General features: G+C 56.1%; 12 protein-coding genes and 1 other RNA gene. 2 read left to right on the forward strand and 11 right to left on the reverse strand.

Features of this window, described 5'->3' with window-relative positions; genetic code table 11:
* Positions 1–59 precede the first annotated feature (59 nt).
* Positions 60–3,149, reverse strand: a complete 3,090-nt coding sequence (locus Q7T06_RS10585; RefSeq protein WP_304784418.1) for an efflux RND transporter permease subunit — start codon at positions 3,147–3,149, stop codon at positions 60–62.
* Positions 3,150–3,230: 81 nt separating this feature from the next.
* Complete coding sequence (locus Q7T06_RS10590) at positions 3,231–4,379, reverse strand: efflux RND transporter periplasmic adaptor subunit (RefSeq protein WP_304784420.1); 1,149 nt, start codon at positions 4,377–4,379, stop codon at positions 3,231–3,233.
* 162 nt (positions 4,380–4,541) lie between these two features.
* On the opposite strand from Q7T06_RS10590, the gene Q7T06_RS10595 reads away from it, so the two are divergent.
* Complete coding sequence (locus tag Q7T06_RS10595) at positions 4,542–4,997, forward strand: MarR family winged helix-turn-helix transcriptional regulator (RefSeq protein WP_304784422.1); 456 nt, start codon at positions 4,542–4,544, stop codon at positions 4,995–4,997.
* A 105-nt stretch (positions 4,998–5,102) separates the two neighbouring features.
* On the opposite strand, the gene ffs is transcribed toward Q7T06_RS10595, so the two are convergent.
* Both ffs and ubiD read right to left on the reverse strand, forming a co-directional pair.
* Positions 5,103–5,201: signal recognition particle sRNA small type (gene ffs, locus Q7T06_RS10600), an RNA gene on the reverse strand.
* 187 nt (positions 5,202–5,388) lie between these two features.
* Positions 5,389–6,873 (reverse strand): 4-hydroxy-3-polyprenylbenzoate decarboxylase, encoded by a 1,485-nt coding sequence (gene ubiD, locus Q7T06_RS10605; RefSeq protein WP_304784424.1) that lies wholly within the window; start codon positions 6,871–6,873, stop codon positions 5,389–5,391.
* Positions 6,874–7,353: 480 nt separating this feature from the next.
* Between ubiD and Q7T06_RS10610 the strand changes: the two genes are divergently transcribed.
* Complete coding sequence (locus tag Q7T06_RS10610; RefSeq protein ID WP_304784426.1) at positions 7,354–8,316, forward strand: lytic transglycosylase domain-containing protein; 963 nt, start codon at positions 7,354–7,356, stop codon at positions 8,314–8,316.
* A gap of 95 nt (positions 8,317–8,411) precedes the next feature.
* Here Q7T06_RS10610 and trxC read toward each other — a convergent pair whose 3' ends face one another.
* The 7 genes from trxC to ribD all read right to left on the reverse strand — a co-directional run.
* Positions 8,412–8,840: a thioredoxin TrxC gene (trxC, locus tag Q7T06_RS13240; RefSeq protein ID WP_370652368.1), complete on the reverse strand. Its 429-nt coding sequence runs from the start codon at positions 8,838–8,840 to the stop codon at positions 8,412–8,414.
* 89 nt (positions 8,841–8,929) lie between these two features.
* Complete coding sequence (locus tag Q7T06_RS10620) at positions 8,930–10,138, reverse strand: pyridoxal phosphate-dependent aminotransferase (protein WP_304784430.1); 1,209 nt, start codon at positions 10,136–10,138, stop codon at positions 8,930–8,932.
* A gap of 129 nt (positions 10,139–10,267) precedes the next feature.
* Positions 10,268–10,738, reverse strand: coding sequence for a transcription antitermination factor NusB (gene nusB, locus Q7T06_RS10625; protein WP_304784432.1), 471 nt, complete (start codon positions 10,736–10,738; stop codon positions 10,268–10,270).
* 110 nt (positions 10,739–10,848) lie between these two features.
* Entirely contained in the window at positions 10,849–11,343 is a 495-nt protein-coding gene (ribH, locus tag Q7T06_RS10630) for a 6,7-dimethyl-8-ribityllumazine synthase (protein WP_304784434.1), read from the reverse strand.
* Positions 11,344–11,467: 124 nt separating this feature from the next.
* Positions 11,468–12,580 (reverse strand): bifunctional 3,4-dihydroxy-2-butanone-4-phosphate synthase/GTP cyclohydrolase II, encoded by a 1,113-nt coding sequence (gene ribBA, locus Q7T06_RS10635; protein WP_304784436.1) that lies wholly within the window; start codon positions 12,578–12,580, stop codon positions 11,468–11,470.
* A 126-nt stretch (positions 12,581–12,706) separates the two neighbouring features.
* On the reverse strand, positions 12,707–13,321 hold the full coding sequence (locus Q7T06_RS10640; RefSeq protein ID WP_304784438.1) for a riboflavin synthase: 615 nt from the start codon (positions 13,319–13,321) through the stop codon (positions 12,707–12,709).
* A gap of 15 nt (positions 13,322–13,336) precedes the next feature.
* Positions 13,337–14,205, reverse strand: an 869-nt coding sequence (ribD, locus tag Q7T06_RS10645; RefSeq protein WP_304784440.1) for a bifunctional diaminohydroxyphosphoribosylaminopyrimidine deaminase/5-amino-6-(5-phosphoribosylamino)uracil reductase RibD, incomplete at its 5' end; no start/stop codon positions are given.

Below are 14,205 nucleotides of genomic sequence, written 5' to 3' on the forward strand. Positions count from 1 at the left end.
GCGCCGGATTTACAGTGTTCATGCTTTCCCGGCTTGCGCGGCCTGCATCAATGGAAAAATCAGCGGCTGGCCAGTTCCTGTTCCGGCGTAATCTGCAAGGGCCCCGAACCGCTGAAGCGATCGAAGAACAGGTAAATCACCGGCGTGATGAATAGCGTGATGACCTGTGACAGCATCAAGCCGCCAACCACGGCCAGGCCCAGCGGCTGACGCAATTCGGCGCCGGCACCGAGGCCGAGCGCAATCGGCAACGCACCGACTGCCGCCGCCATCGTCGTCATCATGATGGGGCGGAAACGCAGGATGCACGCAGTGCGTATCGCCTGCGCCGGCGTCATGCCTTCCTTGCGCTGAGCCTCCAGCGCAAAATCGATCATCATGATCGCGTTTTTCTTCACCAGGCCGACCAGCAGCAGGATGCCGATGGTGGCGATCATCGTCAGCTCGAAACCGAATATGCGCAAGGTCAGCAAGGCGCCCACCGCGGCAGACGGCAGGCCGGCGAGGATAGTCAGCGGATGGATGTAGCTTTCATACAGCACGCCCAGCAGGATATAAATGACGACGATGGCTAGCACCAGCAACGCGATCTGGCTGCCCTGCGAAGACTGGAACACTGCGGCGTCGCCGGCATACGAGGTAATCACGCTGGGCGGCAATTCGATCGCGGCCTTGATCTTGTCTATCTTCGCCGTCGCGTCGCCCAAAGGCACGCCAGGCGCCAGGTTGAATGAAATCGTGATGGCCTGCAGCTGTCCCTGGTGGTTGACCGAGATCGGCCCGGCAGTACGCTGGACCGTCGCCACGCTCAGCAAGGGCACCAGCACGCCGGTCTTGCTGCGCAGATAGATCTTGCCGAGGTCAGCCTCGTCCTGCTGGCCGACATTGATATCCTGCAAAATCACCGAATAGCTGTTGCTGCTGGTGTAGATCGTCGACACCTGGCGGTCGCCAAACGCACTGTAGAGCGCAGTGCGTATATCGGCGATGCCCACCCCTGCTTCATTGGCGCGGTCGCGGTTGATATCGACCACCGCCTGCAGACCCTTGAGCTGCGTATCGCTGGTGACGTCGATGAAGGAACGGTCGGCACGCATTTGCGCCTGCATTTTTTCCGCCCAGGTACTCAACTCGCCGGCACGCACGCTCTGCAGCACGAACTGGAACTGGCTCTTACTGCTGCGACCGCCCAAACGGAGATTCTGTACCGGCGTCAGATAAACCGTCACACCGGGAACATTGCGCAGCTTGCCACGCAAATCGCGCAATACAGTATCCATCGGTGCGCGTTCGCTGCGCGGCTTGAGTCCGACGAACATATTGCCGGTGTTGCTGTCACGCGTACGTGCCGTGGCGCTGGCCACGTTAGGGTCGGCGCGGATGATGTCGGACACCGCCGTCACCAGTTTCACCATCGTCGGATAGGATGCGTCGTCCGGGCCCTCGATCGTGACGCTGATCTGGCCGATGTCTTCGGTCGGGAAAAAGCCCTTCGGTATCGTCACGAACAGGAAGGCGGTCAATAGAAAGGTGGCGACAGCGACCATCAACAGGGTCGTGCGATGCGCGAGCGACCAGTCGAGGCCGCGCGTATAGCTGGCGAGTACGCGATTGAAGAGTTTTTCAAACCCGCGGCTGAGCCAGTTTTCCTTTTTGTGTGCACCGGCAGTTTCGTGTTTCAGATACCGGCTGCACAACATCGGCACCAGCGTCAGCGACATCAGCGCAGACACCATCACTGCCAGCGATACCACGGCAGCGAATTCATAAAACAGCAAACCGATCACGCCCGGCATGAAAAAAATCGGGATGAACACGGCGACCAGCGAAATTGAAATCGAAATAATCGTGAAACTGACTTCGCGCGAACCCTTCAGCGCAGCGGCCAATGGCTCCATGCCGTCTTCCATGTGACGCACGATATTTTCCAGCATGACGATCGCATCATCGACCACCAGGCCCACCGCGATCGTGATGCCGAGCAGGGAAATGTTATCCAGGCTGAAGCCGAACCAGTACATCAGGGCACAGCATCCAATCAGCGAAATCGGCAGCGACAACACCGGAATCAACGTCGCCGACAGCCGCTTGAGGAACAGGAAGATGACCAGTACCACCAGCACGATGGTCAACATCAGCGTCAGATTCACGTCGTGGATCGCTTCGCGTATCGATACCGAACGATCGTTCAATACCTGCACATCAATGGAAGCCGGCATTTGCGACTTGAATTGCGGCAGGGTCTGCTTGACTGCATCGACCACTGCCACCGTATTGGCGTTCGGCTGCCGCTGCACCGCCAGCACGATGGATGGCTTGCCGTTGGCCCAGCTGCCGCTTTTCGTCGATTCGACACTGTCTTCAACCACGGCCACATCCTGCAGGCGTGTGGTCTGGCCATTGCGGCTGCTGATCACCAGATTGCCAAACGCTTCGGCATTCTGCAATTGCTTGTTGGCCTGCAAGGTCATCGTCTGGCGCGCACCATCCAGCACACCAACTGGCGAATTCGCATTCGATGCGCGTATCGATGCCGCCAATTCATCCATCGTCATGTTGCGCGCAGCCAGTTCATCCGGCTTGACCTTGATGCGCACTGCATAGCGACGCTGTCCATAGACCTGCACCTGGGCGACGCCAGTGATGGTTGACAGCGATGGCGTGATCAGATTTTCCGCATAGTCGTTCAATTCAGACAGCGACATTGATGGTGACGTCAACGCCAGGATCAGGATTGCGGCATCTGCCGGATTGACCTTGCGATACGCCGGCAGCGAAGTCATTTCTATCGGCAGGCTGCGCTGCGCACGCAACAGCGCTGCCTGCACATCCACCGCAGCCGCATCGATATCGCGGTTTTGATCGAACTCCAGCGTGATCGAGGTGCTGCCCAGCGTGCTGCTGGAACTGATGGTCGCGAGCCCGGCTATCGTTGAAAACTGTTTTTCCAGTGGTGTTGCAACCGATGCCGCCATCACCTCGGGACTGGCACCCGGCAGCGTAGCGCTTACATTGATGACTGGCGTGTCGTAGCTCGGCAGTGCGGCAATCGGCAGCTTGAAATAGCAAAAAGCGCCGATCACGACTATCGCGATCGACAGCAGCACGGTCATGACTGGCCGGCGTATGCAAAGTTCGGAAATATTCACTGTGTAATCAGCCTGGGCAGTAACTATGCATGGATCAATTTGATTTTCTGGTACGCGCCATCAGAAAAGTACGGCAACAAGCTAGAAGGCAGAGGGGCCGGACTTGTTGCCGGCAGCTGCGGCCGGCGCATTCTTTACTTCGCTGACCTTGCTGCCTAACCTCAGATTTTGCGTGCCTTCCACCACCACCCGCGCACCGGCAGCCATACCCGTCACCGCAGCCTGCCCCTGCTCGATCGCCAGCACCTCGACTTTTTGTTCCCTGACCGTGTTATCCGGCTCGACAACATAGATGAACTTGTAGACAGGTCCGTTGACCACCGCTTGCGCCGGCACCAAGACCGCATTCGATACATTGCGCGCAACCAGGCTGACATTGACGAAACTGCCGGGCCACAATTTTTGCGCAGCGTTATCGAACTGCGCTTTCATCCGTATCGTGCCGCTTTGCGTATCGGCCGCATTATCGATAAAGATGAGCTTGCCTGTCAGTTCCGGCTGGCCGGGAAGCTGCACCGTGACGGGGGCATTGGCTTGCGGATAGGTAGTGGTGATATTTGCCAGCTCACGTTCCGGCAACGTGAAACTGACGGCGATCGGGTCGAGCTGCGTGATCGTCACCATGGCATCGCCCGATGGCTGCGCCAGGCTGCCAGGATGCACACTGATAATACCGATGCGGCCGGAAATACTGGCCACGATGCGATTGTCGCTGAGCGCTATCGTGCTCGATTCCGTTATGGCCTGATTCGCCTTCATCGTGTTGCGCAGCGATTCGACCTTGTTACGCGCCGTATCGACTACCGCCTGCGAAACGAAATTCTTCGCCAGCAAATCCTGATTGCGTTTGAGCGTCAATTCCGCATCGGCCAGATCCGACTGGCCGGCAGCCAGCTGCGCGCGCGCTTTTGCCACATTCGATTGATCGCTGCGTTCATCCAGCGTAAACAATAACTGGCCCGCCTTGACGAACTGGCCTTCCTTGACATGTATCGTGCGCACGATGTTCTGTACCTTGGGACGCACGTCTACAGTGTTGATCGCCGTCACATAGCCATTCGCATATGCCTTGATTGCGATGGTCTTTTGCTCGGCCACTGCAGTTTTGACGATTTGTACGCTGGCGGGCTTTTTATCCGGCTCTGTTTTGCCGCGCAAACCAAAATAGGCGCCGGCGCCGAGCACAACAATGGCCGCGCCTATCAATAAGTATTTTTTTGTTTGTTGCATGTCGACTGTTTTATTGTGAACTGGTGTACCGGGAAATTGCCGACAGGATCAGCATCCGTGAAATATCCGCAAGCCCTCACGTTACCAAGCATCAATTCGTTAGCTATACTAACTGCTAGCTTAACATGCCAAATAATATCCATCACGACGCGTTGACGGGCAATGACTATAAACAAGCAAGCCGATTTATCCGATCATCAACTTGAGCTCGGGCAAACGATAGGCGACATTTCGCGCGCGTGGCGCTATCAAATGAACCAGCGCCTCAAGCCGTTCGGCCTGAACCTCTCGACCCGCCAGGTATTGATTCAATTGCAAAGGCATCCGGAGGGCTTGATGCAGCGTGAACTGGCGCGCACGCTCGGCATAGAAAGCCCGACGCTGGTGCGCCTGCTCGATATTCTGGAAGAAAAGGAATGGATACAGCGCACGACATCCGCCAGCGACAAGCGGCGCAAATATGCAGTCTTGACGCCGAAGGCAAACGAGCAGCTGCAGATCATAGAAAAATTATCGAAGGAACTGCGCGCGGAGATGATGCAGGGACTGTCGATAGCCGAAATAGCAAGCAGCACACTGGTGATGCGCAAAATGAAAAACAATCTGCTGGCGGATTGAACTGGCTGTCTATAGACCGGTAACTCAGCAGCGCTGCTGGAACAAAATGCCTGAGGACGATATCAGCACAGGCTGATGGATATGGCGGGGATAGTTAAATAGTAAAAAGGCGAGCCTTGTCTGCGGCACTTGCAGGAAATGGCTGTGGCTGCTTCGTTCCCGACCTGACCAGGTTGGCCATGCCACAATGCGCAGGGGCCCGCCGAGACGAATTTTAACAGCAAAGACGCTCACTGTGCTTCAGAAATCGGCAGATTAGCATTCCGGCAGGCTTAATCCGGCTATGTAGCCAAGCGACGCGCCCTCTACTAGTCTTTCCCGCAAACGGGAAAGACTGGTGAATCAGATCGATTAGCAAGCATCAGGAATAAAATCAGCATTGCTGACCGGCTCAAATCCCGAGTTCCTGCCAAATCTGGTCTACCCGCTGCTTGACCTCGTCGCTCATTTTTATCGTTGTGCCCCATTCACGACTGGTTTCGCCCGGCCATTTGTTGGTGGCGTCTATACCCATCTTGCTGCCCAGACCGCTGACCGGCGAGGCGAAATCCAGATAATCGATAGGCGTGTTGTCGACCAGGGTAGTGTCGCGGGTCGGATCGACGCGGGTGGTGATAGCCCAGATCACTTCCTTCCAGTCGCGGATATTGACGTCTTCATCGACCACGATGATGAACTTGGTATACATGAACTGACGCAAAAAGCTCCAGACACCGAACATGACCCGTTTGGCATGGCCCGGGTAAGCTTTCTTGATCTGCACGACTGCCATCCGGTAGCTGCACCCTTCCGGCGGCAGATAAAAATCCAGGATTTCCGAAAACTGCTTTTGCAACAGCGGGATGAACACTTCATTCAAGGCCACGCCGAGGATAGCCGGCTCATCCGGCGGCTTGCCTGTATACGTGGAGTGATAGATAGGATCGCGCCGCATCGTGATGCGGTCTATCGTGAAGACCGGGAAGGAATCCTGCTCGTTGTAATAGCCGGTGTGGTCGCCATACGGGCCTTCGAGCGCATGCTCGTAACCTGACGGATGCGATTCATCCGGATAGATATGCCCTTCCAGCACAATTTCGGCTGTAGCCGGTACGCGCAACTCGCTGCCGAGCGCCTTGACCAGCTCGGTCCGGCTACCGCGCAACAGACCAGCGAATTGATATTCCGACAAACTGTCAGGCACCGGCGTGACCGCACCTAATATAGTAGCGGGATCGGCGCCGAGGGCGACTGCGATAGGATAAGGCTGGCCGCGATTGGCAATGCTGTGCTCGCGAAAATCCAGCGCGCCGCCACGTTGCGCCAGCCAGCGCATGATGACTTTGTTGCGGCCTATGACCTGCTGTCTATATATACCCAGATTTTGCCGCTTCTTGTGCGGACCTTTGGTAATCACCAAACCCCAGGTAATAAGAGGAGCGATATCGCCCGGCCAGCAATGCTGGATAGGCAAGCGCGCCAGATCCACATCATTGCCTTCCCACACGATGTCCTGGCATGGGCCGCTGCTGCGCTCCTTGGGCGCCATGTCCCACAACGACTTGACCAGCGAGCCCAGACCCAGCATGTCCTTGAATCCCTTCGGCGGTTCCGGCTCTTTCAGCATCGCCAGCACATGACCAATCTTGCGCAATTCGCTGACGTCGGTAGCCCCCATGCCGAGGGCGACGCGCTGTGGCGTACCAAATAAATTGCCGAGTACGGGAATCTTGTGGCCGGTCGGTTGCTCAAACAAAAGCGCAGGACCTTGTGCACGCAAAGTGCGGTCGCAGATCTCCGTCATCTCCAAATACGGCGAAACCGGCATGTTTATGCGCTTAAGTTCGCCCATTTGTTGCAATTGAGAAATGAAGTCGCGCAGATCAGAATATTTCATGGTTTTTTTCGCCGCTTTACACATTAGACTCGATTATTTAACAAAACAGCCAAGTATTTGATTTAATTGACTTTTATATGTAATGTGAAAAATTATTTAGATTTAAAAGTAATAGAAATTCATTTTTATAGTATTGACTTGATATAAACCGGCTCCTACAATTCGCGCAACTTGAAGAGCAGGCCCGTATTTGAACACCAAACCGGGCAGAAAAGAAACTCTCTTCATTTCACGGGATCGGGGTCCCACATGACATTTTAGGAGTGTTTTGCCAAGGCTAATGCCTTCTCCCCGAAAAAGTTGTTTGCCAAGGGTCTGCTGCATACGATGCGCGCCCTATAAGTAATCAACTCCGACGCTTGCCGTACGCGACGCGCGACAGCAAGCGATTTCTCTGATTCACGGCATGTGCAGGGTTCTACAAATAGTCGTCGTTTGTAGTGGAGCCCTTTATTTGCCGCGCCAATCCTGGAGTTTTATATGTTAAATCGAATCAATATGGCGATGCGACAAGTCGCCAAGCAATCCGCACGACAGGCGATCGCAACGTCGATCTCCATGCGCGAAACAACCAGCCGCGTCATCGCGACAGCACGACACGCAGTGATGTTACTGGGCCTGACAGCCATTGCCACTCTGGCACTGATGTTCTTCAAGCCGGAAATTGCAGACCGCATCCAGACCCTGTCCCCGTTCAGCGAAGCGCTTGCCTCGCCGGCTCCGGAAGACATGCCGCCATTGGCGAACCTGATGGATGAATCAGCACCAGCTGCGGCAGAATCTGAAAATACACTGAAAATCGCTACCGCCAATGGCAATAGTGCGATGGTGGGAACCGACCTGCAACAGCAACGCGTGACGCAATGGCTTTCCAAACGCTATCGCGTCGCCAATGATGCAACCAATATGCTGGTTTCGGCAGCTTATCTGACTGGCAAGGAAATCAACTTCGATCCACTGCTAATACTGGCAGTGATGGCAATCGAGTCGCGTTTCAATCCATTTGCCGAAAGCCCGGTAGGCGCGCAAGGCTTGATGCAAGTCATGTCCAAAGTGCACCGCGACAAATTTGCCGAAATGGGTGGCGTACATACAGCCCTCAATCCGGTTGCCAATATTCGTGTCGGCTCCCTGATTCTGAAGGAATATGTCGCCCGGGGCGGCTCGATAGAAGCCGGCCTGAAACGTTATGTAGGCGCAGCTGCGATGGATAGCGACGACGGTTACGGCGCCAAGGTTCTGGGTGAATACGACAGGCTGAAAGCCGTTGCCAGCGGCAAGCGCATATCGGCTTTTGCCACCATGGCCAGCCGTGCTGCGCCGCGCATCCAGCCTATTCCGGATGCACAGGACAAATCGGCTGCCTTGATCAACGCCACAACTGCGCTGGAAGATCAGGCGCAGCGGCAATCGATCAATGGCGCGCATTACACTGCGCTGTAAAACATCACTGATGTCGTAAAAAAGGAGCCTTCCGGCTCCTTTTTTTATTCTTCATCGCACACCAGCCCAATCGCAGAGCCATCCTTCACCGAGCATTATTTGTACGCAAGCAATTGCTGCACTATTTTTCCCAGTTCAGCTGCTGGCAGGGCGCCTGTCTTGCGCAAGAGCTCCTTGCCGCGAAAAAATCCGGCCAGCGTTGGAATCGCACGGATATTGTATTGCTGCCCAAGCCCCTGATGCAGCTCGGTATCGACCTTGGCAAAGACGAGAGCACCATTTTGCTGGCCCGCCGCTACTTCAAAAACCGGCGCGAACGAGCGGCATGGGCCGCACCACGGCGCCCAAAAATCGATCAGGACAGGCACGGCGCTTTCTGCTATCAGTTCGGCCAGCGTGGGCGGGTCTACGTTAACCGGGCGGCTGAAAAGCAGTTGCTGGCATTTCCCGCAACTTGCGGCGCTGGCCAGTCGGCTCGCTGCTGCGCGATTACGCTGCCCGCAATGAGGACACCTGATTTCCATGACACCTCCTTTTCACTTCAATTCACGCAAGCCAGGCACATGCAGCGTAGTCAGAATTTCACCCCCAGGAGCGATGAGCATACTCCGCTTCATTTCCCGCTGGCGCCCGCATCCGCTTGATCAGCAGGCAGCCGCCTGGCGAAAAAAACCCGCAGCCGTGCGACTGCTTCCTGCAGGTTTTCCATCGAAGTCGCATACGATATGCGTACATACTGCCGTGCCGTCGACGGGCCAAAATCCAGTCCCGGCACCATCACCACGCCCGCCTCGTTGAGCATGTCTATCGTCAGCCTGTCCGCATCGTCCGACAAGGCACTGCAATCGGCATAGACATAGAAGGCCCCGTCCGGCATCACCGGCACCTTGAAACCCAGACCTTCCAGGGCCGGCACTATATAGTCGCGGCGGCGCTTGAATTCTGCCTTGCGCGCTTCATAAACAGCCATCGCTTCCGGCGCGAAGCAGGCCAGTCCGGCATGCTGGGCAATGCTGGACGCGCAAATGAACAGGTTTTGCGCCAACTTTTCTATCGGCTGCACCAGCGCGTCCGGCACCACCAGCCAGCCCAGCCGCCAGCCGGTCATATTGAAATACTTGGAAAAGCTGTTGATCACGATCACGTCATCGCCCAGCGACAAGGCTGAAAACGGCGCGGCATCGTAACGCAAGCCATGATAAATCTCGTCGACGATAGTGAAGCCCTGCTTTTCCCGCACGAATGCGACTATCTTGCTCAATTCATCTTCATCTATCGAGGTTCCGGTCGGATTCGATGGCGAAGCCAGCAAGACCCCCCGCGTTTGCTCGCTCCAGTTGTCCCGCACCATGTCTGCCGACAACTGGAACCTGTGCTCGGGGCCGCTCGCGATCATCTGCGCCTGCCCATCGAAGGCGGCGACAAAATGCCGGTTGCATGGATACGAGGGATCCGACATCAGTACTTGTGCACCCTTTTCCACCAGCGCAGCGCAAGCCAGCAGCAAGGCGCCCGAGGCACCCGCCGTGACGATGATGCGCGCAGGCGCGACTGCTACGCCATAGACATCGAGGTAATGTGCAGCAATGGCGGCGCGCAATTCCGGCAAGCCGGTAGCCGACGTGTATTGCATCTTGCCATCGGCCATCGCCTGCGTGGCTGCAGCCACGACCGATGGCGGGGCCGTAAAGTCAGGCTCGCCTATGCCCATGTGGATGATGTGGTGCCCTTGCCGCTCCAGCTCGGCCGCCATCTTGGCCAGCTCCATGACATGAAACGGCGCAATATTGTCGAGACGGGCAGCGAGTTGAGTCAGATGCATGGCCTGGTGTATTCCCCAATGAAAACCGCCACCAGTATCCGATCAAATGGAAACAAGGTGGCGGTGTTTTTACTTTCGGTATTGCTGCTCAATTACTGTTTCACAGGAACGGCATTGGCAAGCGCCAGGTCAGCCCCGGCGCCCGGCATTGATCTCAGGCTCGCGCACAGTGGCGGCAAACTTGTCCAGCACGCCATTCACATACTTGTGGCCATCGATGCCGCCGAATGACTTGGTCAGTTCGACCGCTTCATTGATGACAACCTTGTATGGAATCTCGATATGGTTTTTCAGCTCGAAGGCGCCGATCAGCAGGGCCGCATGTTCGACTGGTGACAATTGCGTGATTTCGCGATCGATCAGCGGTGTCAGGCCGGCGCGCAACTCGGCAACCTGCTTGACGGTACCGTACAGCAGCGCATCGAAATGCTCGGCATCAGCCTTGTCGAAGCCATGTGCCTGGCGGATATGCGTTTCTATCGTGCGCACGTCTTCATTATTCAGCAGCCATTGATACAGGCCCTGCAACGCAAATTCGCGTGCGCGATGACGCGGCGTGCGGTTCTTGCTCGGATTGGCGTGGTCGGTTTTTTGGGTCATGGTTCACAAACAGCGCGCTTCATTTGAAAAACACGCATAAGGGGTTAAAAATACTGGATTAAGCAATACCGAGGCAAGAGCTCACTGCATGCAAGCGGCGATCAAGGAAATTACACTTCCTCTTCTTCATCGCCGGCGTCAGCCAGATCTTCCAGTGCAATCGTCAGATTGGCCATTTCAACCGCGACACGGGCGGCATCAGCGCCCTTTTCTTCCATCCGCGCTTCGGCTTGCTCATCAGTATCGGTGGTCAGGACAGCATTGGCTATCGGCAAGCCGAAATCCAGGCCGACGCGGGTGATGCCGGCGCCGGATTCATTCGAAACCAGTTCAAAATGGTAGGTTTCGCCGCGTATGACTGCGCCTATCGCGATCAAGGCATCGAACTGCAGCGTTTCCGCCATCTTGCGCAAGGCCAGCGGGATTTCCAGCGCGCCCGGAACCGTCACATGCAGGATATCTTCATCTTCGACACCCAGATGCTTCAATTCAGCCAGGCAAGCCGACAGCAAGCCGTGGCATACATCCTGGTTGAAGCGTGCCTGCACGATGCCGATGCGCAAACCTTCTCCGGCCAAATTCATATCGTAGGTGCCAACTGTCATGGTAGTTCCCTTCATGCGCTACTGCGCTTGCGACTCAAACGAGTCATTAATTCTTGCAGACTTTACCGCAATGCGCGGCAATACCTTGAATTGATTGATAAAAATATAAAAATGGAATGAATGCTCAATTTTCCGGCTTGGCTATATAACCAGTTACTTCCAGGTTGAAGCCTGTCATCGATGGCATTTTGCGCGGATTGGAGAGCAACTTCATCTTGCCTACCGAGATGTCTTTCAATATCTGCGCGCCTATACCGTAATTGCGCAAATCCATGCGCGCGGCACGCTGCTGCGGACGCGCATCCGGATTATTCAGCGCAGCAAACTGCGCAAACAATTCCTCGGCCGATTCTTCGCAGTTAAGCAATACCATCACGCCGCGCTCGGATTGCTTGATCGCCGCCATCGCCGAAGCCATATTCCATGAGTGCGAGGTAACCTTGGTTTCCAGCAGGTCCAGCATAGATACCGGCTGATGAACGCGCACCAGCGTTTCCTGATCGGGCGCAATAGCGCCATGCACCAGCGCCAGATGGGCGCCGCCGCTAGGTTTGTCGCGGTACAGTATCGCCTCGAAGGTGCCATAGGCGGTTTCCATCGTGCGCACACCAACGCGGTCGACTATGCTTTCATGCTGGCTGCGATAGTGAATCAGGTCGGCTATCGTGCCTATCTTCAAATCATGTTCGCGGGCGAATTCGATCAAATCCGGCAGGCGCGCCATCGTGCCGTCGTCTTTCATGATTTCGCAAATGACAGCCGCCGGCGTCAAACCGGCCAGCTCGGCAAAGTCGCATCCAGCCTCGGTATGACCGGCGCGCATCAGCACGCCGCCTTTTTGCGCCTTCAGCGGGAAAACATGGCCAGGCTGCACGATATCGGACGGCTTGGCATTTTTTGCCACCGCAACCTGTATCGTTTTGGCGCGATCGGCGGCCGAAATACCGGTCGTCACGCCTTCGGCAGCCTCTATAGACACGGTGAAATTGGTGCCGTAAGAGGTGCCGTTACGCGTCGTCATCATCGTCAGCGCAAGTTCGTCGCAACGCTCTTCGGTCAGCGTCAGGCACACCAGGCCGCGGCCGAATCTGGCCATGAAATTGATCGCTTCCGGTGTCACGAACTCGGCCGCGAGCACCAGATCGCCTTCGTTTTCACGATCTTCTTCATCGACCAGTATCACCATACGGCCGGCGCGCAATTCTGTAACGATTTCTTGGGTAGTGGAAATAGACATGAGTAATCCAGGAGTAGGCCGCTATTTTAAAGGATTTAGTACCCTTCTAACCCCGGATTACACAAGAATTGACTGGTTTGGGCGGATATCCAGCGATTTATGCCGGCCACACGCCGGCTTGACTCATTATTTATGCGGAGAACTCAACATCCGCTCGACATAACGCGCGATCAAATCAATTTCAAGATTGACCTTGCTGCCCGCTTTCAGATGCTTGAGCGTGGTGACCTGCACTGTATGCGGAATCAGGTTGACCGAAAATGCACAGGAAGCGTCCCGATCATTCACGGTATTGACCGTCAGCGAGACGCCGTTGATGACGATGGAACCCTTGACTGCGATGTATTTCGCCAGATCGCTGGGTGCATCGACCACCAGCAGCCACGATTCACCGACTTGCTCGAACTTCTGCACCGTTCCCAAGCCATCGACATGGCCGGATACCAGATGGCCACCGAGGCGCTCCGACAGCGTGACCGCTTTTTCCAGATTGACTTCACCGATGGCATCGAGACCCGCGGTGCAATTGAGACTTTCACGCGAAACGTCGACCTGGAATTCCTGATCCGTTTTTGCCACCACCGTCATGCACGCGCCATTCAGGGTGATCGAGTCGCCCAGCGCGACATCGGCCAGTGGCAAGCCGCCTGCAGCGACGGTCAAACGGTGTCCTGCCGCAGCGTCGCCGAGCGGGGAGATTGCAGTGATTTTTCCGACAGCGGCAACGATTCCAGTAAACATGGTGATGAAAGTGGGTTAGATAAAACGTGCAAGGATACGCAAATCGGCGCCGATTTGCTTGACCTCATGGAAAGCCAGGCTCTTTTTATCTTCCAGCGACTCCAGCACCGGCAGATTGAACATGCGCTGTGCATCGCCGAGCAAACTGGGGGCAAGATAAACCAGCAATTCATCGACGCAGCCTTCACGTATCAATGAGCCATTCAGCTTGAAGCCGGCTTCGACATGCAGTTCATTGATCTGGCGCCGTCCCAGTTCCTGCATCAGCGCGGCCAAATCGACCTTGCCGGCTGCATTCGGCAACACGATGATTTCATTGCCGAGCTCGCGCAGGATTTTTTCCTTTGCAGGATCGGGCCGGGCCGCCACTATCCAGGTACCGCCACCATCAAGGACGCGCGCATGCGGGCTGATCTGCAACTGGCTGTCGATGACGATGCGTTGCGGCTGGCGCGGTGTATCGATTGCGCGCACATTGAGTTGCGGATCATCTTCGATCACGGTGCCTATGCCGGTCAGGATGGCGCATGCACGGGCGCGCCAGAAATGCCCATCAGCGCGCGCTGCGTCCGCTGTGATCCATTGACTGATGCCATTGTGCAGCGCTGTCATGCCGTCGAGGCTGGCGGCGGTTTTCATCCGCACCCATGGTTTGCCGTGCTGCATGCGCGAGAGGAAGCCGATATTGATTTCGCGCGCCTCTGCTTCGAGCACGCCGCAAGTAACCTGTATCCCGGCCGCTTCCAGCCGCGCCAGCCCCTGCCCCGCCACCAGCGGATTCGGGTCGGCAAGCGCAGCCACGACGCGGCCTACGCGTGCCTTGATCAAGGCATCGGCGCAAGGCGGCGTGCGGCCGTGATGACTGCAAGGTTCGAGCGTGACAT

The sequence above is a fragment of the Herminiimonas sp. genome (genome assembly GCF_030645555.1).
Lineage (GTDB): Bacteria > Pseudomonadota > Gammaproteobacteria > Burkholderiales > Burkholderiaceae_D > Oxalicibacterium.